Annotated in this window: 24 protein-coding genes; 15 read left to right on the forward strand and 9 right to left on the reverse strand. The window is 40.0% G+C overall.

The features are described from left to right. Positions 1–39: 39 nt before the first annotated feature. Genes SanaruYs_RS08680 through porX form a run of 3 tightly spaced genes read right to left on the reverse strand, consistent with a single transcriptional unit; the run spans position 40 to position 3,245 of the window. Complete coding sequence (locus tag SanaruYs_RS08680) at positions 40–1,260, reverse strand: alanine dehydrogenase (RefSeq protein WP_127122164.1); 1,221 nt, start codon at positions 1,258–1,260, stop codon at positions 40–42. Then, on the reverse strand, positions 1,235–1,696 hold the full coding sequence (tsaE, locus tag SanaruYs_RS08685) for a tRNA (adenosine(37)-N6)-threonylcarbamoyltransferase complex ATPase subunit type 1 TsaE (protein WP_170177231.1): 462 nt from the start codon (positions 1,694–1,696) through the stop codon (positions 1,235–1,237). Before tsaE ends, SanaruYs_RS08680 begins: the two co-directional genes overlap by 26 nt. After that, on the reverse strand, positions 1,686–3,245 hold the full coding sequence (gene porX / locus SanaruYs_RS08690) for a T9SS response regulator signal transducer PorX (protein WP_127122165.1): 1,560 nt from the start codon (positions 3,243–3,245) through the stop codon (positions 1,686–1,688). Before porX ends, tsaE begins: the two co-directional genes overlap by 11 nt. A 38-nt stretch (positions 3,246–3,283) precedes the next feature. Between porX and SanaruYs_RS08695 the strand changes: the two genes are divergently transcribed. From SanaruYs_RS08695 to SanaruYs_RS08720, 6 genes are all read left to right on the forward strand, one after another. After that, positions 3,284–4,510, forward strand: a complete 1,227-nt coding sequence (locus SanaruYs_RS08695) for an HD domain-containing protein (protein ID WP_127122166.1) — start codon at positions 3,284–3,286, stop codon at positions 4,508–4,510. A gap of 102 nt (positions 4,511–4,612) precedes the next feature. Next, on the forward strand, positions 4,613–5,671 hold the full coding sequence (gene lpxD, locus SanaruYs_RS08700; RefSeq protein ID WP_127122167.1) for a UDP-3-O-(3-hydroxymyristoyl)glucosamine N-acyltransferase: 1,059 nt from the start codon (positions 4,613–4,615) through the stop codon (positions 5,669–5,671). An 84-nt stretch (positions 5,672–5,755) separates the two neighbouring features. Further along, complete coding sequence (locus SanaruYs_RS08705) at positions 5,756–7,153, forward strand: bifunctional UDP-3-O-[3-hydroxymyristoyl] N-acetylglucosamine deacetylase/3-hydroxyacyl-ACP dehydratase (RefSeq protein WP_127122168.1); 1,398 nt, start codon at positions 5,756–5,758, stop codon at positions 7,151–7,153. Continuing rightward, entirely contained in the window at positions 7,150–7,932 is a 783-nt protein-coding gene (lpxA, locus tag SanaruYs_RS08710) for an acyl-ACP--UDP-N-acetylglucosamine O-acyltransferase (protein WP_127122169.1), read from the forward strand. Before SanaruYs_RS08705 ends, lpxA begins: the two co-directional genes overlap by 4 nt. Positions 7,933–7,946: 14 nt before the next feature. Next, entirely contained in the window at positions 7,947–8,579 is a 633-nt protein-coding gene (locus tag SanaruYs_RS08715) for an ABC transporter ATP-binding protein (RefSeq protein ID WP_127122170.1), read from the forward strand. A 100-nt stretch (positions 8,580–8,679) separates the two neighbouring features. Continuing rightward, positions 8,680–9,168 (forward strand): hypothetical protein, encoded by a 489-nt coding sequence (locus SanaruYs_RS08720; protein WP_127122171.1) that lies wholly within the window; start codon positions 8,680–8,682, stop codon positions 9,166–9,168. Between the two features lie 124 nt (positions 9,169–9,292). Here the strand turns inward: SanaruYs_RS08720 and SanaruYs_RS08725 are convergent, their stop codons facing one another. Further along, a complete protein-coding gene (locus SanaruYs_RS08725) occupies positions 9,293–11,659 on the reverse strand; it encodes an endonuclease MutS2 (protein ID WP_127122172.1) in 2,367 nt (788 codons plus the stop codon). Then, a complete protein-coding gene (locus SanaruYs_RS08730) occupies positions 11,656–11,985 on the reverse strand; it encodes a DUF4296 domain-containing protein (protein WP_160118618.1) in 330 nt (109 codons plus the stop codon). The genes SanaruYs_RS08725 and SanaruYs_RS08730 overlap by 4 nt, the downstream gene beginning before the upstream one ends. Positions 11,986–12,145: 160 nt before the next feature. Here SanaruYs_RS08730 and SanaruYs_RS08735 point away from each other — a divergent pair, with 160 nt between their 5' ends. From SanaruYs_RS08735 to SanaruYs_RS08745, 3 genes are read left to right on the forward strand one after another with little or no spacing between them, the layout of a single operon-like run. Beyond that, entirely contained in the window at positions 12,146–13,024 is an 879-nt protein-coding gene (locus tag SanaruYs_RS08735; RefSeq protein WP_127122174.1) for a DUF58 domain-containing protein, read from the forward strand. A 2-nt stretch (positions 13,025–13,026) separates the two neighbouring features. Further along, entirely contained in the window at positions 13,027–13,941 is a 915-nt protein-coding gene (locus SanaruYs_RS08740; RefSeq protein ID WP_127122175.1) for a hypothetical protein, read from the forward strand. Next, on the forward strand, positions 13,934–14,983 hold the full coding sequence (locus SanaruYs_RS08745; RefSeq protein WP_127122176.1) for a vWA domain-containing protein: 1,050 nt from the start codon (positions 13,934–13,936) through the stop codon (positions 14,981–14,983). The genes SanaruYs_RS08740 and SanaruYs_RS08745 overlap by 8 nt, the downstream gene beginning before the upstream one ends. Here the strand turns inward: SanaruYs_RS08745 and SanaruYs_RS08750 are convergent, their stop codons facing one another. Further along, positions 14,984–15,610 carry a LysE family translocator gene (locus SanaruYs_RS08750; protein ID WP_127122177.1) on the reverse strand — a complete coding sequence of 209 codons (627 nt, stop codon included), beginning with the start codon at positions 15,608–15,610 and terminating at the stop codon, positions 14,984–14,986. Continuing rightward, on the reverse strand, positions 15,594–17,150 hold the full coding sequence (locus SanaruYs_RS08755; RefSeq protein ID WP_127122178.1) for a GH3 family acyl-acid amido synthetase: 1,557 nt from the start codon (positions 17,148–17,150) through the stop codon (positions 15,594–15,596). The genes SanaruYs_RS08750 and SanaruYs_RS08755 overlap by 17 nt, the downstream gene beginning before the upstream one ends. 44 nt (positions 17,151–17,194) lie before the next feature. Between SanaruYs_RS08755 and SanaruYs_RS08760 the strand changes: the two genes are divergently transcribed. Together SanaruYs_RS08760 and SanaruYs_RS08765 are read left to right on the forward strand one after the other, a co-directional pair. Continuing rightward, positions 17,195–17,872 (forward strand): YggS family pyridoxal phosphate-dependent enzyme, encoded by a 678-nt coding sequence (locus SanaruYs_RS08760; protein WP_127122179.1) that lies wholly within the window; start codon positions 17,195–17,197, stop codon positions 17,870–17,872. Beyond that, positions 17,869–18,234 (forward strand): DUF423 domain-containing protein, encoded by a 366-nt coding sequence (locus tag SanaruYs_RS08765; protein WP_127122180.1) that lies wholly within the window; start codon positions 17,869–17,871, stop codon positions 18,232–18,234. Before SanaruYs_RS08760 ends, SanaruYs_RS08765 begins: the two co-directional genes overlap by 4 nt. 51 nt (positions 18,235–18,285) lie before the next feature. Here SanaruYs_RS08765 and SanaruYs_RS08770 read toward each other — a convergent pair whose 3' ends face one another. Continuing rightward, a complete protein-coding gene (locus SanaruYs_RS08770) occupies positions 18,286–18,690 on the reverse strand; it encodes a DUF1573 domain-containing protein (RefSeq protein WP_127122181.1) in 405 nt (134 codons plus the stop codon). A 121-nt stretch (positions 18,691–18,811) separates the two neighbouring features. Between SanaruYs_RS08770 and SanaruYs_RS08775 the strand changes: the two genes are divergently transcribed. The 4 genes from SanaruYs_RS08775 to coaD are packed head-to-tail and all read left to right on the forward strand — an operon-like array spanning position 18,812 to position 21,498. Beyond that, positions 18,812–19,285: an NUDIX domain-containing protein gene (locus SanaruYs_RS08775; RefSeq protein ID WP_127122182.1), complete on the forward strand. Its 474-nt coding sequence runs from the start codon at positions 18,812–18,814 to the stop codon at positions 19,283–19,285. Positions 19,286–19,329: 44 nt separating this feature from the next. Then, positions 19,330–20,145, forward strand: coding sequence for a hypothetical protein (locus SanaruYs_RS08780; protein WP_127122183.1), 816 nt, complete (start codon positions 19,330–19,332; stop codon positions 20,143–20,145). Between the two features lies 1 nt (position 20,146). Next, entirely contained in the window at positions 20,147–21,037 is an 891-nt protein-coding gene (locus tag SanaruYs_RS08785; RefSeq protein ID WP_160118619.1) for a DUF3822 family protein, read from the forward strand. A 5-nt stretch (positions 21,038–21,042) separates the two neighbouring features. Next, a complete protein-coding gene (coaD, locus tag SanaruYs_RS08790; protein WP_127122185.1) occupies positions 21,043–21,498 on the forward strand; it encodes a pantetheine-phosphate adenylyltransferase in 456 nt (151 codons plus the stop codon). 3 nt (positions 21,499–21,501) lie between these two features. On the opposite strand, the gene SanaruYs_RS08795 is transcribed toward coaD, so the two are convergent. Then, positions 21,502–23,949 carry a TonB-dependent receptor gene (locus tag SanaruYs_RS08795; protein WP_127122186.1) on the reverse strand — a complete coding sequence of 816 codons (2,448 nt, stop codon included), beginning with the start codon at positions 23,947–23,949 and terminating at the stop codon, positions 21,502–21,504. Between the last annotated feature and the right edge of the window lie 4 nt (positions 23,950–23,953).

Consider the following 23,953-nt stretch of genomic DNA (forward strand, 5'->3'; position numbering starts at 1 on the left):
GAATTAGCTTAAATTTTTTCTCTTCACCTAAACCAACCCTTAAAAACGTGCTGCAACCAACAACTCAATATTTTTATACTTCATGCCAAACTTTCGTGCTAACGATTCATTGGTTAATCCGCCTGAATAAGTGTACACACCTTTCATAAAACCTTTGTGAGAAAAAATCATTTTATCCATTCCACCTTCTTCTGCTGCGCGCAAGATAGTGGGTGTAAAAATATTGCTTAAAGCTGTGGATGCTGTGTGTGCTACGCGTGATGCAATATTAGGAACACAATAATGAATCACAGCGTGTCTTTTGTAAATGGGTTTACCCAATGTGGTCATTTCCGAAGTTGCTATGCATCCCCCCTGATCAATACTCACATCAATAATAATAGAGTCAGCTTTCATGCTGCTTACCATTTCTTCACTCACCACATGTCGGGCTCTTCCCTTCTCTGCCCGCAAAGCACCAATTAATACATCTGCATTTTTTAGAGTATCGCTTAGTGTTAAAGTGTCAATAGTAGATGTGTAAATCTGTTGACTCAATAATTGCTTAATCCTTCTCAACTTGTACAAATGATTATCAAAAATCTGCACATCGGCACCTAATCCTAAAGCAGCTCGCGCTGCATACTCACCAACTGTTCCCGCACCAATAATCACAACCTTTGTAGGTGGCACACCTGTAATACCTCCTAAAATAATACCTCTTCCATTATTCGCTGTACTCAAATATTCAGACGCAATAAGCATTACCGAGCTACCCGCTATCTCACTCATAGCACGGATAATGGGCATACCCCCTACCTTATCTTCAATAAATTCATAAGCAAGTGCTGTAACCCGCTTCTTCATCAGCGCCTGAATGGTGTCTGGTTTTAAATGTCCCAATTGAATTGCTGATATTAGGGCCTGACCCGGCCGCATCATTTCAATCTCTTCTAGTGTAGGTGGTTCTATTTTTAAAATCACCTCTGCTTTATATACTTCTTGCGCTGAGTAAACAATCTTGGCACCGGCCTCACTGTATTGCTTATCGGTAAATTTAGACCCCAACCCAGCTTTCGATTCTATCCAGACATCATGACCATTGTTTACTAACAAGGCCACTGCGTCTGGCGTGAGACTGATTCTGTTTTCCTGTAAGGAGACTTCTTTTGGTAATCCAATAAAAAATGAATGATTCCCTGTCTTTACAGGCATTAGTTGTTCTTGTGTGGAGATGGCTGATTTCGCCAATGCTTCAAATCCGCTTTTCTTCTCGGCCATGGATGGTTAAGTATAAGGTTCTTGTGGTTTCGGTTATGGGTTGGATGTTGACAACTACATAGTCATCAGGTATAAGGTTTTTAATTTTTTCACTCCATTCAATAAAACAATAGGCTCCTGAATAAAAATAATCATCTATACCTATATCGATTGCTTCTCTTTCATTTTTCAATCGGTAAAAATCAAAATGAAAAACAATTTCGCTATTTACAGTCTCGTATTCATTTACAATAGAAAACGTAGGACTACTCATATTATCCTTCACACCCAACAAAACACATAGTGCTTTAATAAATGTTGTCTTGCCTGCCCCCATCTCTCCTTCCACAAGCCAGATTCTTTCTGATCCTGCTTTTTGCAAAAAAATACTGGCAACTTCAGCAAGTTGATCAATACCTACATCATGCAACACTACTGTCTCTTCACTAACCCGCATTTTTCGAAGTTAAAGAAATTAAGGGAATGATCATCTCCTCCAAGCTCACACCTCCATGCTGAAAAGTATCTTTATAAAAATTAACGTAATAATTATAGTTATTGGGGTAAGCGAAAAACTGATCTTCAATCGCAAATACATACGAAGTAGAAACGTTAAGCTTAGGCAGAAAAAGTTTTTCAGGCTTAGTCGCCACCATTACTTTGGCGCCTTCGTAACCTAAATTTTTTCCTTGCTTGTAACGCAAATTGCTATTCACTGCTCGGTCACCCACAATTTTAAAAGGACGCTTTACGCGAATGGTACCATGATCAGTTGTAATCACCACTTTCACTTTTTTCTCGGCAACCTTTTTTAGTATGTCCAATAAAGGTGAGTGCAAAAACCATGATTTTGTTATTGACCGATAGGCCGATTCATCAGGTGCTAGTTCGCGAATCATTGCCATGTCTGTTCTGGCATGCGATAGCATGTCTACAAAATTATAGACGATCACATTCAAATCATTTTGAAAAAGATTGTTAACTGAATCCGCCAACTGACGTCCTTCTTCTAAATTTTTTATTTTGTGATATGAATGTTTTATGTTCAGATTGTTTTTTCGCAATAGCTTCTCCAAAAAATCATGTTCATGGTTATTCTTTCCCTCTTCATCATCTTCACCTACCCAAATGTCGGGTTGCGATTTTGCCATATCAGATGGTAGCATACCTGAGAAAATGGCATTTCGCGCATAGGCAGTTGTTGTGGGTAGAATAGAGTAGTAGGTTTCCTCCTCATCAATAGCAAAATATTCATTAATAATCGGCTCCAACACTTTCCATTGATCGTATCTTAAATTATCAATCAAAAAAAGAAACACCGGCTCTTTACCCAACATCGGAAAAACCTTACGCTTTAATACCTGATGAGATAACAATGGTTTAGGCGCATTGGCATCGTTAAGCCATTTTTCATAATTACGCATTACATATTTACAAAAACTCGCATTGGCTTCTGTCTTTTGCATAGTCAGTACTTCCGACATATCCTGGTTGTCGTTTTGGTCCATTTCCAATTCCCAAAACACAAGCTTTTTATATACATCTGCCCATTCATCGTGGTTCAACTCACCTTGAAAGGACATACTGATGCGTTGAAAATCCTGTTGGTAATTCAGGTTTGTCTTCTCAATTACCAGGCGTTTATTATCTAATATCTTTTTTACCGAAAGTAGAATCTGACTTGGGTTCAGGGGCTTGATTAAATAATCGGCTATTTTGGAGCCTATCGCCTCCTCCATAATCTGCTCTTCTTCATTTTTGGTGATCATAACCACCGGCAGGTTAGGCTTCAGGTTCTTAATCTGGCTCAAGGCCTCCAAACCCGACATACCTGGCATATTCTCATCCAAAAAAACGATGTCAAAGTTTTTATCTTCGCATAGTTCTACTGCATCAGTACCATTATTGATGGGCGTTATGTCGTAGCCTCGCTGCTCTAAAAAGAGGATGTGTGGCTTCAATAAATCAATCTCATCATCTGCCCACAGTATCGTGTATCTTTGCATGAAAACGTTTTTCACCAAGTTACAAATTCCAACGCGAAGTGAATAAGAAAAAGATAATAAACGACCCTGTATATGGTTTTATTCACATACAGAGCGAACTGATCTACGACATCATTCAGCATCCATATTTTCAGCGATTGCGCCATATTAAACAATTGGCCTTGGCTAACCTTGTTTACCCTGGCGCTATGCATACGCGTTTTCAGCATGCCCTAGGTGCCATGCACCTGATGGGGAGGGCACTTGAAAACCTTCGTAACAAAAAAGTCGACATCAGTGCCGAAGAAATGGAAGCTGCGCAGCTGGCTGTTCTACTTCATGATATTGGTCATGGTCCTTTCTCGCACGCATTGGAAGAGTCCTTGCTCCCATCCATCGAACACGAAAGTCTCTCCTACCTGTTTATGAATGCACTCAATAAAGAGTTTAAAGGAGCTCTTGATTTGACCCTGAAGATTTTTAGAAACTCGTACAAACGAAAATTCTTTCACCAACTCGTATCCAGTCAATTGGATATGGACAGATTGGATTATTTAAAGCGCGATTGTTTTTTTACCGGTGTTGAAGAAGGAACGATCGGTGTTGACCGCATCATTGCTATGCTAACGGTGCATCACAATGAACTGGTTGTAGAAGAAAAAGGAATATACAGCATCGAAAACTTCATCACGGCCAGGCGCTTGATGTACTGGCAAGTTTACTTGCATAAAACTTCTGTCGCTGCAGAGCGTCTGCTTGTTAATTTAATTAACCGGGCTAAACATTTAGCCCAATCAGGCCAGTCGATTGCCGCGAGTGAATCGCTTAAAATATTTTTGGAGAAACCTGTCTCCTTCGAAGAGTTTAAGGGTAAGCCACAGCTGCTCAGCCATTTTGGTAATCTGGATGACAATGACATCTGGGGTGCTATCAAGTTCTGGCAAAATGATCCAGATAAAATTTTGTCAACCTTATCAAGAATGCTAATTGAACGAAAACTCTTCAGGATTAAATTCAGTAATGCAGCTATTCGCAAAGAGGATGTTAATAACGTAAAAGAGGCCGTATCAAAGCATTACAAGGTACTCAGGGCTGAGGCACCATATCTGTTTTCTTATGGATTTGTGAGCAATGAAGCGTATACTGAAGGTCAGAAAATTAACATATTGATGAAAAGCGGAGAGGTGGTAGATATAGCACAAGCTTCCGATTTACCCAGCATTCAGGCCTTATCCAAAACAGTGAAAAAAAACTATTTGTGCTGGCCTAAAAATGTATCTTTGTAAATAAGGTTAGTTATTTACCTGTTATACCGAGCCGGTTGCTTACGCATCCACAACACACAAATAACTATATCGAATAGTATTTAATGGATGCCTCAATAAACTATGGAATTTACCATACAGCAAATCGCTGCCATGCTTGGCGGTCAGGTACAAGGTAACGAACAGGCTAAAATCAATATGCTGGCAAAAATTCAGGATGCCAAGCCCGGACAAATTGCCTTTCTGTCAAACCCCAAGTACGAACAATACATTTACACAACACATGCTTCAGCTGTTATTGTAAAGCAAGACTTCGTACCTAAAAAAGAACTCCAAACAAGTCTTATTCTAGTGGAAGATCCATACTCTAGCTTTACAATATTGCTAGAGGAATACCATAAAATGATCAGCTTCCAGAAAGTTGGTATTGAAGAGCCTTCTTTTTTGGGACAGGGTAGTACTTGTGGTTCCAACATTTATCGCGGTGCCTTCTCCTATATTGGTAATAATGTAAAAGTTGGAGATAATGTAAAAATCCATCCCAACACAATTATTGGCGACAATTGCATTGTAGGCAATAACACTATTTTACATGCAGGTGTAAAAATCTATTCCGATTCAAAAATCGGTAGCAACTGTGTAATCCATGCAGGCAGCGTTGTCGGCAGCGATGGTTTTGGTTTTGCACCTCAGGCAGATGGTACCTATAAAACTATTCCTCAATTAGGAAATGTAATTATTGAAGACAACGTGGTTATTGGTGCAAACACCGTAATTGACTGTGCTACATTATTTGGCGACTCCACCATTATCCGCAAAGGTGTTAAACTCGACAACCTTATTCAGGTAGCGCATAATGTAGAAATTGGTAAAAACACTGTTATAGCTGCCCAATCTGGCGTTTCAGGATCCACTAAAATTGGTGAAAACTGCATTATTGCCGGGCAAGTGGGCATTGCAGGACATTTAGTAATAGCCAATAAAACTGGTATTGGCGCACAGGCTGGTATTTCTAAATCAGTGGAAGAAGAAGGCGAAAAAATAATGGGGTCTCCGGCTTATGATGTAAAAGATTACTTTAAATCTTATGCTGTCTTTAAAAAATTACCTGACCTGAACTTACGCATAAGGGAACTTGAGGAAAAGATCCATTCTTATAAAAGCAACGGCCATAGTCTCTAAAGCCGCTTGAATCACCAATTGCTGCATTTTTTGGAATATCCCAATAATTGGGCTTAACTTTGTCGACTTTGCAGGAACCAAAAGATGCTTAATATCAAACAACAGACCATTCAAAAGTCGGTAACACTCGCAGGTGTAGGCCTCCACACAGGTGCTCCTACCAAAATGACCTTCATACCGGCAAAACCTAACCACGGGATTAAATTTCAACGAATTGATCTGCCGGGCTCCCCCATTATTGACGCAGATTGTGACAATGTGGTGGATGTTTCGAGGGGTACAACGATTGAACAAAGTGGTGGCCGAGTAAGCACTATTGAACATACTTTAGCTGCTTTGGTCGGGCTTGAGATCGACAATGTATTAATTCAACTGGATGGCCCTGAATGTCCTATTATGGATGGCAGCTCCATTGAATTTGTTAATAAACTAAAAGAAGCAGGCGCAGAAGAACAAAATGCCTTACGAGATTTCTTCGATGTGCAAGAGCCTCTTTTCTATAGAGAGGTAGCCCGTAACGTTGAAATTGCGGCCCTTCCTTTAGACGATTATAGGGTAACTGTTATGGTTGACTATAATTCACCCGTTTTAGGCAGTCAGCATGCCTCTATAACTGATATCCGCCAGTTTGAAACTGAAATCGCTTCATGTAGAACTTTCTGTTTCCTGCATGAACTTGAGATGCTTTACAAAAACAACCTTATCAAGGGTGGCGATTTGAACAATGCCATTGTAATTGTAGACAGGATCGTAAAGGATGATGAACTAGCTAATATTGCCCAAATGCTTGGTAAACCAAAAGTTGAAGTTAAGCATGAAGGGATTCTGAACAATGTGGAGTTACGTTATAAAAACGAACCTGCACGCCACAAGTTATTAGATGTGGTAGGTGACCTGGCCTTGGCTGGCCGTCCGTTAAAAGCACAAGTCTTAGCTGCTCGTCCCGGCCATGCAGCTAATGTGGCTTTTGCCAAAAAACTGAAAAAAGCTATGGCTGAAGCCGATAAGCAAGGCAGACCAAAATACAATCCGAACTTACCACCGGTAATGGATATCAATAAGATTGCAGCTACCCTGCCTCATCGTTATCCATTCCTGCTGATTGATAAAATTATTTACCTCGATAACGAAAGTGTAGCCGGTGTAAAGAACGTGACCATGAATGAGCCATTCTTTCAAGGTCATTTTCCTGGTAACCCCGTTATGCCTGGCGTACTTCAAGTAGAAGCCATGGCACAAATCGGTGGTATTCTGGTACTTAACACCGTTCCCGATCCTGAAAACTATTGGACCTACTTTTTAGGTATAGAAAGCTTCCGCTTCAGAAAAATGGTGCTTCCTGGTGATACACTGGTGATCCAGTGCGATTTACTTGCACCTATTAAAAGAGGCATCGCAAAAATGACAGGACGTGCCTATGTAGGTAACACCCTTGTTTGTGAAGGAACCATGACCGCTAGCATAGTCCGTAAAAATTCATGAGCCAATATCCCTTAGCCAACGTACATCCTGAAGCCAGGATAGGCCAAAATGTAGTGATTGAACCCTTTGCTACCGTACAAAAAGATGTAGTTATTGAAGATGGTTCATGGATTGGCCCAGGCGCTGTTATCTGGGACGGTTCACGCATTGGTAAAAATGTGAAAATCTATCCTGGAGCCTCTGTTTCTTCAATCCCGCAAGACTTGAAATTTGCAGGTGAGCAGACCGAGACCATTATTGGTGATAACACCGTTATCCGCGAATACGTAACCATAAGCCGGGGCACAACAGACAAAATGAAAACGGCTATTGGTAAGAACTGCTTGCTTATGGCCTATGTCCATGTGGCACACGACTGCATTATTGGTAACAACTGTATATTAGTTAATACGGTACAAGTAGCAGGACATGTAACTATAGAGGATTGGGCTATCATCGGTGGTGCTAGTGCTTTGCATCAATTTGTAAAAGTCGGTGCACATGTTATGGTTTCTGGTGGTTCGCTTGTAAGAAAAGATATCCCACCCTTCACAAAAGCTGCAAGAGAACCATTAACATATGCAGGCATCAATTCGGTTGGTTTAAAAAGAAGGGGTTTCACTTCGGATAAGATTAACGAGATCCAGGAAATATACCGCTACATTTTTATGCGTGGGCTTAACAATTCTAAAGCCATCGAAATGATTGAAGCAGAATTGCCAATGAGCGATGAGCGAGAATTGATTCTTAATTTTGTGAAAGAATCAGAGCGGGGTATTATGAAAGGGTACGGTAACTAAGTGCTTCAGCAGCCTTGGCTAATCTTGACACTTATCTACAAACAGAAAAACTCGGTAAGCGATTTAACCGGGAGTGGATTTTTAAAGAACTGACTTACCGCTTTAATGCCGGTAAAACCTACGCCATTACAGGACCAAACGGTTCAGGTAAATCAACTTTACTTCAGGTTTTATGGGGGCAGGTACCATCTAGTGCAGGAACACTCTCCTATAAGGTAAATGGTATTGCACAACCTATTGACAATATTTTTGAGCACGTCAGTATTGCTACACCCTATTTAGATTTAATCGAAGAATTTACTCTGATTGAATTATTGGATTTTCATTTTAAAATGAGAAAACTGCGACCTGGACTTTCCATGAAAGAGTTGCCTGAGCTTTTGGAGCTGGCGCATGCTAAAGACAAATTAATAGGTAACTACTCTTCTGGTATGAGGCAACGTGTAAAACTTGGATTGGCTATGTTTACCGAAGCCAGTTTTGTTTTTTTAGATGAACCATTCACTAATTTGGATGAAAAAGCAATTAACTGGTACAAAAACCAACTTAACTTAATCACTGATTCAGTGATTTTTGTAGCCTCAAACGACCCCAGAGAGTATGAGAATAGCCATGAAAGCATCAAAATGGGTGACTTTAAATTTTAAGGGGTTACCAGTGTGTGCTTAAATCAATTTACATCCATCTGATTAAAAAACTTTCAGAAACCGACATTTTCCCTATTTTTGAACATTATAAAAGATCAATATGAAGTTTTTAAGAAATATCCCCCTTGTTTTAGTTCTGGCAACAGTCATTATTGTATCAAGTTGTAAGCCTGGAGATGATCCAGATCCATTTGAAAAAGTACAACTTGGTAAATTTGCCAAAACCTGGACAATCTCTTCAGCCAAGTTAGGTACCACACCTCGTACTGATTTCAGCACACTATCACTTGTATTGGCAGGTACTTTTAATGCCAGCTCACCTGAGGGGCCTTATCAATACACTGTAAATGGAACAAGACCTAACCCAAGCCCTTGGCCTGCAAGCGGCTCATGGTCTTTTGCTGATGGTGAAGGTGCTAAGACTACCATTATCAGAGATTCTGGTACTAACGAAGTACAGATGTCTTATGTGTTGTCTGCTGATGCTAAAACCTTGACTTTAAACTTTACTGTAGCCGGTACAGGATGGGCTGGCTCACGTACTAACGAAGTGGAGGGTAATTGGGAGTTCGTATTTACGACTAACTAAGCTTTACCTTTTAAAATATTAAAAAAGGTGCTTCAAACGAAGCACCTTTTTTATTTAAAGCTCCCAAACCTCGAAGGTCTTGATATTCGCCTCCAAAGACCTCCGAGGTTTGGGAGCCTTATTTTTATTTTAAAACAACTATAGTAATACCATCGCCTCCTCTATCTACATGCTCATCCTTGAAAGAAGCTACTTCTTTGTATTGCTTCAAATGATCCCTGATCACTTTACGCAACACACCCTCCCCCTTTCCGTGTAAAATCTTTAATTCACCATGTCCTAATAAAATTGCGGAGTCCATAAATGATTCCAACACAGACATTAACTCTTCTACTCTTTTTCCACGTACATCAAGTGATGGATTGAAGGCTGCTTGTTTTTCATAAAGGTTAATACCACTGCTTCTCAATTTCACAGCCAGTTCTTTTTGTATGGCTCCCTCAACCTTCTCCAGCTTGGTTAAGCTTATGGTAGATTTTAACTCACCAAATTGTACCACCGCATTCTTACCCTGAAGCGAAAGAATCATACCGCTTCCTTGTTGACCCATAATCCGTACACGATCACCTTCTTCCATCTTTTCGAATTTCGGAAGAGATTTCTCTTGCATGCCTTTAGCTACATTATGCGACAAATCTTGTAGCGACTTTCTGACTTTTAATGTTTCCTTTTTCTCGGCTTTGTTTTCACGAATGTGCCTGATTGTTTTTTCAATTTCTCTATTAGTGGTCTTTAACAAAGTCATGGCCTCCTCTTTAGCCTTACCAATAATGTCTTTTTTCTTAGACTCTAATTCGCTGGATAATGTCTGGTATTTAGCAAGTGTTTGCTTTAACTCAGCCTGTAACTTCTCTACTTGCTTAGCCTTCTCTTCATTCTCCTTGCGCTCTTGTTCAAGCGTACGTGACAGTTTTTCAAAACCAGCTAAATCAGTACCCACTAAACTTTCTGCCACTTTTAAAGTAGCCGAAGACATACCCGTTTTGCGAGCAATCTCCAACGCGAAAGAACTGCCTGGTTTACCCATTTCTAGTTGGTAGAGCGGTTGTAAATGCTCTTCATCAAATCGCATGGCGGCATTTTTAATGCCATCGGCCTGATCTGCAAAAAGTTTTAAGTTATAATAATGGGTTGTTGCCAAACCCCATACTTTTTTCTCTAATAATGATGCGAGAATAGCCTGTGCAATAGCACCACCAAAATTAGGATCTGTGCCCGAACCCAACTCATCCATTAACACCATCGATTGACCTGTAGCATTCTCTAAAAATGCATGCATGTTCTTTAAATGACTGCTATATGTACTCAAGTCATTTTCCAGTGACTGCTGATCGCCAATGTCTAAAAAGATGTCTTTAAAAATACCAACACGAGAATGATCTGCCATGGGTATTAGCAAACCACATTGCAACATGTATTGAAGTAAGCCCAACGTTTTTAAACAAACAGACTTTCCTCCGGCATTTGGTCCTGATACAAGCAAAACTCTGTCTGTATCATCTAACTTGATGGTGAGTGGTACAACTTCTCTTTTTCCTTTCAAACTTAAAAACAGTACAGGGTGTTTTGCATTAAACCATTCCACAATAGGGCGGTTCTCAACTAATGGCAACACCGCTTCTATATCTCTCGCCAGCTTTGCTTTTACTCTTATAAAATCGATAACAGCTTGAAAAGCATAAGCAGTTTTGAGTATAGGTAACTCAAATCTTAACCTGGTAGTTAAAGCGGTTAAGATTCTAACCACCTCTCTTCTCTCCGCGTGTTCCAGATCGCGAATCTCGTTATTGGTATCCAACATTTCTGCAGGCTCCATAAACACGGTTTGTCCGGTAGCAGATTCATCTTGTATAAATCCTTTAAGCTTGCGTTTATGCTCTGCTAAAATGGGTATTACCACACGACCATCACGAACAGTAGGCAGGGCCCCTTCAGGCACCCATTTCTCTTGCACTGCCTGTCTGAAGATCTGTTCGGCTACTCTTCGCAACCGACTCTGTTCATCGCGCAGCTTTCTTCTGATGGCTTGGAGCTCCGCAGTAGCATTATCTTTTACATGAGCTGTATCATCTATCTTACTCGCTATTTCACGTTGTAGGTCTTGTGTGTTACCCACAGGCAAAGCCAGTTTATTCAACTCAGGAAATTCTTCCTGATACTTAATCAAAAAGTTTTTACAACCCTGTATGCTTGTTAATGAGTTTACGATCTGCAAAAAATCCTGTTCATCTAAAAAGTTACCTTCAATAGATGCTCTGGCAAACCATGATTCAGGATCAACAAAATGCCTTGCGGGGAAATCGAGCGAGCGTTCCTCGATAGCCTTAAATTCAGCAGTCTGCCTAAGTTGAAGCGTAATAAACTCAAACTTTGCACTGAACTTCATGGCGGCCACCAAACGCTCTCCTGCCGTAGAAAGACAATAGTTGGTGAGTCGTTGCCTGATTTGATCGAATCCTAATTTAGCTTCAAGGTTGTCAGGGTAGATCATTGTACTTCTTCTGGCTTAACCGTGAGGCGCTGCTCCATTAAATTGAGAGAATCTACAACCACTGCATAAATTTTTTCCAAAGCCACAGGATTAGCAGCATAATAGGTTAATGACTCGCGAAATAAGGTATCGCTGACCCCAATTTTTTCAAAAATTATTGGTTTGGCTAGGCTAAATATTTTTTCAGCTGAATCCCGTCTAAGGTTCATCCGGTTAATTCTCTCTTCGTTTATGTAAATTTCTATTATCACGCGAGTCATTTCGGCTTCGCTTAATAACCGTTCAGGCTTCTTTTCGTTTGAACAGGCAAGTATAAAAAGTGACATTATCAGGCAAACAAGCCCTTGAAAGAAAGAATCACGTAGTTGTAGCATAAAAACCTTTAAAATAGAGGCAAATAATTATTTTTGAGCTATCTACCTCTAGTGAGCACTGCTCAGTTTGGGGTAGTTTGAAAAGAAAAGCAAATATACTGCCTGATTGCAGATGAAAGACCTGTTGAAGAAGTTAAGAAAGTACGAAATCCAGATTCGCAAGGCTATCAATAGCCATATGATGGGTGATTTCCACTCTATTTTTAAGGGTTCGGGGCTTGAATTTGACGATGTAAGGCCTTACCAATACGGAGACGATATTCGTAGTATCGACTGGAATGTATCCGCTAAAGGGCATGGACTTTTTGTAAAAACTTTCAGAGAAGATAAAGAGCAAACTGTATTCTTTATACTGGATGTAAGTGCATCTCAGAATATTGGAAACGAGGGGCGAACCAAAAGTGATATAGGCAAAGAAATTTGTGGCGTCTTATCACTGGCGGCTACCAAAGAATCGAGTCATGTGGGGCTTATCTGCTTCTCCGATAAAAATGAATTATACATGAAGCCCACAAAGGGCAATAGTCAAGCTTATGAAATCATTTCAGCACTTGCCCGACTAAAGCCACAATCAAAAACAACCAATCTAAGTAAGGCTATTTCTTTTGCAGTCAATATCATCAAACGCAGAAGTGTTATTGTTATGATTTCTGATTTTATCGATGGTGGTGATTTCTTTCACGATTTAAAAGCATTGGCCAAGCGACACGACCTGGTGATGATTCATGTAAGCGATGCGCGTGAAACCAATTTGCCAAAACTGGGCATCATTCCTGTTCAGGATAAAGAAAGCGGTAAGACACTCTGGATCAATACCTCCTTTGGTGATTTTCGACAGAAAATTTCTAATCAGGTTGTGAGTCGAAAAGATGAACTCGATAAATTTTCGCGCAAACACCAAATTAACTTTGTATCGTTAAGTACCGAAGATGACTATGTTCCCAAGTTACTTCGACTCTTTAAAATTCGTAATCGTACGATGAAGGTTTAATTATGAGAAGTTCCATTATGTACCTGCGTTGTATCCTTCTTGTTTTAGCATCTTTAACTACAATCTCCTCTTTTGGTCAGGTAACAGTAAGGGGTGCATTTTTACCCGACAGCGTGCTGATTGGAGACGAAGCTGCTTTTTACCTATCTGCTACTTACCCAAGAAAACTTCAGGTGATCTTCCCTGATTCTACTTACAATTTTGCTCCATTTGAATTTGTTAAGAAAAAATATTTCACCACTACCACAAGTGATAGCATAAGCTACGACAGTGCCGTTTATACGCTAAGCACTTTCGAAGTGGACCCAATTCAGACGCTTCAACTTTCTGCATTTGTACTCCACCAGCAGGATTGTACAGCCTTTACCACAGAAACAGATACTGTATTTTTAAAAGAGCTTGTAACCATACCACTACCTGACACACTCAAGGCAGAAAATTTACCATTAATAAGCAACACCGCCTATGAACCAGTTGACTGGCTACTAAACTATCCCCTACTGATTTACATTGGTGGCGGACTTTTAGTTTTACTAGTTGTGCTCTGGTTAATATTTGGTAAACGGATTCGCAAGCACTTTACTGCAAAACGCCTTATTAAAGAGCACGAATTCTTTATCAATAGTTTTGACCAGCATTACCAAACATTAAAGCAGACTTTCAATCCAAGACAGGCAGAGCAACTACTGTTTCTTTGGAAAAAGTATATGGAGTCACTGGATAGAAAACCCTACACTAAACTCACCTCAAAAGAGACCGAACGACTCTTACAAAATCAAAGTCTTGGGCAGCAATTGAGATTAGTCGATGCTTCTGTTTATGGTAACAATCAACAGATAGATCAGCCGGTTGCCTTTTTGCGTGAACATGCCATGAGTACTTTTCAACAAAAACTAGAGCAGGTAAAACATGGATGAATTAAATACAACTGATCCCTGGTACTCACTAACCTGGTTTTCTCCTTCTACTCTTTCTGCTTTTACCTGGGGGCAACCCTTGGTGCTATATGGTATTCCAGGTGTTTTGATATTATTCATCATACGTTGGTTAATGCGTTATTATTACAACCAGAAATTACCAGTAGCACTTGCTCAAAAAGACTTGAATAGCACGGCACTTGCATGGTTTCGTTTACTGCCTGAAGTAGTTTTTATATTGATGATGGCGTTGTTACTTATTGCATTAGCACGCCCGCAAAAAACAAATGAAAAAGTTGAACAATGGACTGAAGGTATTGACATTATGCTGGCTTTGGATATATCGCAATCCATGCAGATTGAAGATTTTACCCCTAACAGACTAGCTGCAGCGAAAGAGGTTGCCCATAACTTTGTGAGTGGGCGAACGCAAGATAGAATTGGTATTGTCGTATTCTCTGGTGATGCGTTTTCTTTAGCACCGCTTACCACGGATTATGATTTGTTAAAAAACTATTTCGATGAAATTAATTTTGAAATGATTGAAAACCGGGGCACTGCAATTGGCAGTGCGCTTGGTGTACTTACCAATCGTATGCGTGAATCAGAATCTAAATCGAAAGTAGCAATTCTGATTAGCGATGGTGATAATACTGCCGGTAACATTGATCCGATTACGGCTGCAGAATTAGCATCAGCGTATGGCATTAAAATTTATACCATTATTGTTGGTAAAGAAGGTATGGTGCCTTTTGGTAAAGATTTTTTTGGAAGACCGAACATGGTTGAAAATACCGTTGATGAAACTACAATGCGTAAAATTGCAGACATTGGAGGTGGTCAGTTTTTCCGTGTTACCGACAATGAGGCCCTCTCGACCGTGTTTGCGCAAATAGATGCTTTCGAAAAAGCAGAAATAAAAGAAACAAGGTTTAAGGACACATCAGATTATTACTACAACTACCTGGTTTGGGCCATCTTGTTTTTTTTACTCTGGCTTGCATTAAAATCAAGCTTTATGAGCAACATATTGCAGGATTAATTAAACCAATTTATCTGCATAGAGAATAAGGCGGGCACCAAAAAATAGCAGTACAATTCCCAACACAATATTCAATCTTCTTATGGTTTGCCTAGTCATTACCATCCGTAACTTATCGGCCAGTTTTGCTTTTATTAAATCAGTAGCAAATACGGTAGCAACAATAGCTGAGAAGTAAGTAGCTACCTGCCAGTCATCTACGTAACCAAATTCTGTTGTGGCCAATCCCACTGTACCTATCCAGAAAATTAATACCATTGGGCTTAAGCCGTTAATCAGAAAACCTTTTGCCATTAATCGAAGAGGGCTGCGAGACTTAATATGTTCAGGATGATATTCCTGCAGCTTCCTGCTTTTTATAAAAAGATAATAAAGACCGAAGATTAACAAGATACCCCCTCCGACATAAGACAGGTAAAGACGTGACGTTTCATTTTCAAAAAACTGGTAAAGACCCAGGTATGAGATCATGATATACAATGCATCACTTAACGAAACTCCTGCTGCTACCCAAGCGCCACTAACAAATCCTCGCTCAATACTGGTTTGCAGAATTGTAAAAAATACAGGCCCAATTAAAAAAGCCAGTACCACTCCGGAGATCACTCCATTAAGAACGATTTCCATTACTAAAATTTTGAATAAAAGATTGCCAGTCGGCCAACTGTGTGTTTTTCAATACGCGGGGAAATTTATTTTGTCCACCTACTTTACCTTTTGATTCCATCCAGGCATAAAAAGTTTTTAAGGGTAACACCTCCACATGTATATCTTTTAGTGCAGCGCTGCGCTCAACAGCATAATCGTCATTTAACACTTTTAAATGACCGTCTATTTTCTCTTTGAGTACTTTTGCATCAACCTCATTATCAGTACCCACATACCAATTATGTGCAAATAAGTTTTCGAACGGTATACCCGCAACGGTAAACTCAGGAATAGCCACATTAAGTTCGTCAGCGACAAGTTCAATAGCTTTGTTCATGTTATCTACTGAAAGGTGTTCACCACATAAACTTAAAAAGTGTTTTGTTCTTCCGGTAATTACAATCTCGGCTTCTTCTTTAGAAACGAATTTGATGGTATCCCCTATCAAATAACGCCAGGCACCTGCACAACTTGATAAGAGTATGGCATACTCTTTACCTTCCTCCACCTCATCAATCATCAGCGTTTCTGCATCAGGTAAGATATCACCATTGGCATCAAAATTTTTAGATTCAAAAGGAATGAACTCATAAAAAATTCCATTATTCAAAACCAAACGCATCGAGCGTCTGTTTGGAAAAGCCTGAAAAGCAATAAAGCCCTCTGATGCGAGGTAAGTTTCAATGTAGTGTATAGGTCGGCCTAAAAGTTTTTCAAAACCTTTTCTATATGGATCGAAAGAAACACCACCATGCACATAAACCAATAAGTTTGGCCACACATCGTGTATGGTTTTTACTTTATGGTACTCAATAATTTTTCCCATCAAAATTTGGAGCCAGGCAGGTACACCTACGATAATGCCTATGTCCCACTCTTTTGCCTTTGCCGCAATCTCATCAAGCTTGGCATCCCAATTTCTATTCTTGGCTATTTTTTTTCCCGGCTTATAAAAATGTTGAAACCAAAAAGGGAGGCGTGCAGCTTGTATACCACTTAAGTCACCTTCAAACACACTTCCACGTTTATTTAAGTGAGTGCTTCCACCCAACATCATAATACCTGAAGTAAATACACTGGGTGGTAAATCGTATTTAGAAAGTGTTAGAATCTGACGCACACTTGTTTTCTGTATGGCCTTAGTCATGTCTTTGGTGACGGGTATATATTTTGAGGCCGACTCTGAGGTACCCGAACTTAACGCGAAGTATTTTACTCTGCCAGGCCAGCAAACATCTTTAACACCACGGAGCGATAGTTTCCACCAATCGCTGTACATTTTATCATAGGTATGTAAGGGTACCGAATTTTTGTACTGTCTATAGTATTCATGGCCACCCTTTCGGAACGACTTGAGTATGGACGGAAAATGATAATGCTTTCCAAACTCTGTCCCACTGGCAGTCATTAACAACTCCTTAAGTTCTTTTTTCTGCAAATCGCCTGGAGAGGTGTATTCTTCTTCAAGCATTTCGCGTAAGCGAATTCCCTTTTTTAATAAGGTCCCGAGTATAGCCATCGTTAAATGAAGTTTACACTGTATTTTTGAACCGCTAAAAATACATGATTATCAAACAAAATTTAGAAGAAATACTGGAAACGGTAGCAAAAGGTTGCACGTTGATAGCGGTGAGTAAAACACATCCTGCAGAAAAAGTGATGGAGGCCTATGCTTGTGGCCAGCGTGTGTTTGGCGAAAATAAAGTACAGGAGATGGCCGCCAAGTACGAAATCCTTCCCAAAGACATCCAGTGGCACTTAATTGGTCATTTACAGAGTAATAAAGTAAAATATATTGCTCCTTTTGTTCAGCTTATTCACTCCATCGACAGTTTAAAGCTATTGCAGGAGGTAGATAAACAGGCTAAGAAATTTAACCGGATTATTGACTGCCTGCTTCAAATTCATGTGGCACAGGAAGAAACAAAATTTGGTTTTTCTCAAACTGAGGTAATGGATTTTATAAAAGATCCTACCCTCTTAAACCTACAAGCAGTTAGAATAGTAGGCATAATGGGGATGGCCAGCTTCACAGAAAATATGGATCAGGTGCGGTCTGAGTTTAAAAGCTTGAAAAAGCTTTTTGAAGAATTAAAATCAATGCCCCTCCCTGAAAATGTGGTGATAAAAGAACTATCGATGGGTATGAGTGGCGACTATAAAATAGCTATGGAAGAAGGCAGCACCATGGTAAGGGTTGGCTCTGCTATTTTTGGACAAAGAAATTATCCTACAGTATGACATCAAAACATATTTTAATTGTTGCAGCGGCCTCCGGTATGCTGTGTGTAGCCCTTGGCGCTTTTGGTGCGCATGCTTTGAAAGAAACCTTAAGTGAATACGGAAGGGTTGATACTTTTGAGCTAGCTGTTCGCTACCAATTTTTTCATACCCTGGCCCTACTTTTCCTCGGCTTAGATACAGACCGCAAACATTCTCTCAGCGCCAGCCTGTTTATAAGTGGTATTTTACTTTTTAGCGGGAGCCTGTATTTTCTAGCCCTGACAAATTCAACTACCCTGGTATTGGTAACTCCGGTGGGTGGCACCTTGTTGATAGCAGGGTGGGCAAGCCTACTTTGGCATTTTATAAAGCGGGCATAAAAAAACCTGCTGATCCTTTCAGCAGGTTTTTTTCTTTATTTCGATAAAGACTTATTGAGGCTTCTTATCTAAAACAACAGTATTAAAAACAATTTTCGTGTCATTCACAGCATTTGAAATGATAATAACGGGCTTTGTTTGGGCACCCATTTTACCTGTGCTGTTAAATGCAACAGTGAGTTCGCCTGTTCCACCTGGCATTACAGGATCTCTTGGCCAGCCTTTTGGGGTAGTGCAACCACAGCTTACCTGAACATTTGTTATAATTAAGGGCTCGTTCCCAGAGTTGGTAAACTTAAAAGTATGCTCCACTACATCTCCTTGCACAATATTACCGAAATCGTGAGTGCTCTTGTCCCAAGTCATAACAGGGCCACTTTGTTTAGGCACACCAGCCTGACCAAATACTGCGCTGGCAGACACCAACAGAACTACAATCATTAGCAACTTTTTCATACTCTATAAAATTTGTTCAAATTTAAGCTTTCATTAACAATATTACTGCCAGAATTACGGTTTTTTGGCTGTTAAAGTTCGTTAACGGTAGATGTTTCTCGATGAGTGGAGGTAACCCTATATGAATAAGGAAATAGAAGAAGTCTACGGACACAAACTACGGGTTCGTGTATGTGGTCTCTGCTGGCAAAATGATCACCTGCTGGTACTGGATCACCAGCATATGGGTGCTGACCATTTCTGGGCTCCGCCCGGTGGGGGCATTGATTATGAGGCAAGTGCAGAAGATTCTCTAATAAAAGAGTTTAGGGAAGAGACCGGCCTCAATGTTTCTGTAGGTGATTTTCTGTTCGCAACGGAATTAATTAAACCCCCATTACACGGGATTGAACTATTTTTTGAGGTACACTTTAAATCCGGTAAACTGCAGGTAGGGCATGACCCTGAAACTAAGATAAATATTTTGAAGGAGGTTGCCTTTAAAAGTTATGAGGAAATACTGGCCATGCCACCTACCCACAGGCACGGTATTTTTAAAATAGCTGCTTCACCATTTGAACTAAGAAAACTGCGTGGATATACTAGATTGTTGTAATTTAGGCGCGAAAATACCTATACTTGTAGCTTAAACCTTTTACCATGAACCTCACCAAGATTATAGCTTTTGTACTTTTGGCCATCAGCATTTTTCTGGCCTACTATCTTTATAACAGCATTGACACCACTATTAAGGAGCGCGAAGCTATCGCAAATACTGAGGCTCAGATAATTGAAAAATTAGGTATTATCCGTGAAGCCGAGAAAGCTTATCTTGAACAATATGGAAAATATACAAGCAGTTGGGACACACTGATCAATTTCATTGAAAACGGTTCTGTGCCTATTGTTGAAAAGAAGGAAACTATTATTCCTAAAGGATATGGTGTTGAAGAAGTTATTATAGACATCGACACAATCGGCTACATTTCAGCAAGAGATAAGATTTTTAAAAAGAACTACACTATTAACGCTGCCGATAATGGTGAACTTCGTGAAGTGTTTGTTAAGAAAGGTGATGTTGTAGTGAAGGGTGCTAAATCTTACCGGATGAAAAAAGATGGTTATGACAAAGCTGATGACTACAATTTCCTTGAAGCGGGAACTATAAGCAGCGTAACTTCTGCTAAAGGAGGTGATCGTGTTGCCAAGGGTGACCTAATTATCGGCTTCTGGAATTATGTGTTAAACCCTAAAGTCGATATCAAAACTTTGGCAACTGTACCAGGCTCTGGTGGTAAAACATTCGACATTTATGCGGAAGTGAAGGATAGAAATGGTATTAAGGTTTCTGTAATTGAGGTGAAAGACCCTGCGCCAATTAACCCTGAGCGTAGAGAGAAAAATGAAGCGAAAAACAGAAAACCTCTTCGCTTTGGATCACGTACAGATGTAAGTACTGCTGGTAACTGGGAATAAGGTGCAAGTAAGAACGGAACACTATAGGCTATTAAAGAAAATAAAAGACGACCGGTTTGAAGAAGAAGCCCTTCATCAATACCAGTTGTTTTTACACATAGGTATACGTGATTTCCAGGTGTTGGTAGTCTCTGATGACCAACGTGTACTACTTTTGGAGGATTATGTGCTTCCAGAGGTAAGTTCTCCACAGGAACTACTAACATCGTTACAAGAATTATTTGAGAGCCACTCAGTTTTAAGCGCAGGTTTCTGGGGTAACATTAAAATATCTTTCAAGACTCAAAAGTTTGTTCAGGTGCCTACCGCCTTGTTCAATGAAGACTCTATGCTTGAATACCTGATGTTTAATGCGCAGGTGGATGAGCAAACAGAAACTATTCTTAAAGCACAGCACAACAAGCAAGATACAGTTACTGTATTTGCAGTCTCTACTGATTTGATTGAATGGTTAAAAGTTGTTTATCCAAACAGCAATCCGGTTCTAATGCATCAATCAGCAGCTTTGATTGAGGGCGTGTTGGCCGAATCTGTTAAATACAATAACAACACACTTTACGTTTACATTGATCGCTTCAAACTTCATATTGTTTCTTGTAACAATGGCAAACTGATTTATTACAATCAATTTGTTATCAATCAGTTTCAGGACTACGTGCGTTATATAATGCTGGTAATGAAATCCCTCAAGATGGATCAGCGCACGAGCCAGGTTGTTTTGTGGGGCTATATCGGCAAAAACTCACCACATTATCATGAGTTCTACAAGTTCATTAGCAACGTAAACTTCGGTTCCAGACCTGCTTCTATGCGCTTCAGTTATTTCTTTGACGAATTACAAGAGCAGCATTTCTTTGATTTATATAGCATTAACCTGATTGCTAAAGCATAATATTAATGAAGCGGATAGCCCTTTTCCCTGGCTCCTTTGATCCTTTTACAAAAGGGCATCATGACATCGTACTACGTGGTTTACACATTTTCGATGAGATAATTATTTCTATTGGCTACAACAGTGCCAAGAGTATGAGGTATTTCGAAGTAAAGCAAATGGTCGAAAAGATAAAAACAACCTTCGAAAAATATCCTAACATAAAAGTTGAGACTTATGCTGAGCTTACAGCAGAGTTTGCCAGAAAACACAAAGCCAATTATTTACTGCGTGGCTTACGCAACACAACTGACTTCGAATACGAAAACAGCATTGCTCAAATCAACCGAAAGCTTTATGGTGATTTAGAGTCTGTTTTTCTTATCACTTCTCCAGAGTTTGCATGGATAAACTCCTCTATCATTAGAGAGGTGCATAAGTATAAAGGAGATATATCTCAGTTTCTTCCCTACTCTTTATAAGATTTACAAGTTTGCTTTAATACCCAGCAGAAAAGTTCTTGGCATAGCCGGGCGCACACCTGCCGGACGCCTTGCCACAATGTAAACCTGATCGGTCAGGTTGGTTACACTTACAAAGGCTGACACGGCTTTACTTATTTTATAACTACCTGATACGTCAATTACAAAATTAGCATCAATCAAATCATTGGCTGCAATATTTCCTGTACCAGGTGTTGCACGCATAGCCCCAACATACTTAGTACTAATGTTGACATTGAACAAACGATGGTCCACACCTGCATTAGCAGTAAGCTGGTGGTTTGACAAATAAGGTAATTGATCTCCGCTCGAAACACTTCCCCAATCTTCGTTTGTAGCTGCAAAAGAACTTCCAAACTCACCATTTGTAAAAGTATAGGCCAATACCAGGGGGAATGTAAAACCATTTTTATTTGGAAAAGCAGCCAGGTAATTTAGCTCGAACTCTGCACCATAAATAATTGCCTCACCTGCATTGAACTGATCGCCAGTGCCACCACCACCAGCAGCAGCCAAATCTGATCCGAGTAAGTTTTGGTAATCGTTAAAGAATAATACTGATTGAAGATTGAGTCCTGCTCTATTTATACGAGCACCTAATTCGTAATTAATACTCTTTTCTGGTTCCGCACTTTCTGCAATGCCTGGAGGTGCAAAGCCTCGGTGTACACCAGCAAAAGCCTTTGCAAATGTTCCTAACGCATACTCAAAACCGATACCGGGAATCCAAACATCTGTAGCGTTTGCCGACTTGACTAATGCTGCGCCTGTTCGCAATGGATCAGTCTTACCAAAATCTTCTCTTTGTAAATCTATTTTCTCGTAACGTAAACCAGGAAGTGCATGTAATTTACCCCACTGAAAATTATACTGAAGATAAGCTGCAAATGCTTTAGCATTTGTTATTCTATTACTTTCTGACCCCGGTGCTCCTTTGCTGCTGAGTTGCAACACACCGTTGTTCATTGCATAATTATCATCTGCCTGATAACGATCTTCTTCATCGAAATGATAACGTAGTCCTAACTCTATATCATGTTCCATCTCGCCTGATGTAAAGTTGAAACCCGCCAGTGATTGTACTCCTTGTGATAGATAAACACGGTTGTTATTTCTGACAAGTAATGCATTTGGCGAAGGGCTAGTGGCTCCCGTTAAAATAGAAAACTCGTTGGCAAAGGTGTTCGGATCTTCCAGCACATCTGATACGGGCCTGAAAGGTGAAGCATCAAAGCGAATACGTTCTAGTTTGTACCAGTTACGACTGAATTCATTTCTGTAGGCACTAATTGAAACATCAATATGGTCGGATGGAATGATATTGTACTTCAGCATGTACTGCTTGTGATTTGTTTTAATGTTATCTACTTGAGAAGCAGCATACCTTCTGAAGGGATTAACAGCAAAATCGCTTTCAGTTAAACCAAGGTAGGTTTCATCTGCATCTCCAGTAGCTTGAGCAATTTTAAAAGTAAGTGCTTGGTAAACTCTAGCATCAGCGCTAGTGTTAATTCTGACTTTTGCCAGGTAATCCTGAGCTACAAAACCTGTAGGGCCACCGTTATCTAATTCTTTAAAACCAGTAGCTGAATTCTGATAGGTTTCGAATACAAATCCGCCATGCTCAAATGATTGTCCGATGGCTGCATGTGCTACTCTTCTTCCGTAATTGCCTCCCATAATATTTACCTTGGCAAACAATTGTTGCGGTATAGCTGTAGACAAAAAATTAATAGCACCACCAGTAGTATAGGGGCCATATTTTATCTGACTAGAACCTTTGCGTACTTCAACACCTTGCATGCGACCTACTGTCGGAAAGTAATAAGCAGCTGGGGCGGTGTAAGGAGCAGGTGCTGCCAATATTCCATCTTCCATTAAGGTAATTTTACTGCTTCGCTCTACCCCACTTCCGCGCATACCTATGTTCGGACGCAAACCAAAACCTTCTTCTTCCTGAATATTGATTCCTGGAATATTTCTTAAAATTCTATTGATATCCGAATAGGCAAACTTGTCTAGCTGTTTAGCACTGAGGTAATGCGCTGCACCTGGTACGTCTGATAAAAACTGACTGCCACCTGTTAATGTCTCGCGGCTGATAACGATTTCAGGCAGCTCGTACAACGATTCTTTAAGGGTTATAGTAAGCAGTTGAGATTGTTCAGGTAATGAGATTACTTCTTCATGGGCAACGTAGCCGATACCGGAAACCTTTAAACGATAGGCCCGTGGGCTCAGGCTCATCAACTTAAAACAACCATTTCTATTTGTGGCAGTCCCTTTATTTATTCCTTCAACGTAGACATCAATGCCTTGTAGTGGTTGTCCTTGCTGATCCGTGACTACACCTTCAATAGCATAGTATTCTTGAGAAAAAGAGCTTAATGAACTGATTATTAGACAAATAGATAATAAAAGAGCCTTCATTGCC

Origin of the sequence: Chryseotalea sanaruensis, from assembly GCF_003990915.1 — a bacterium.
Classification (GTDB): Bacteria; Bacteroidota; Bacteroidia; order Cytophagales; family Cyclobacteriaceae; genus Chryseotalea; species Chryseotalea sanaruensis.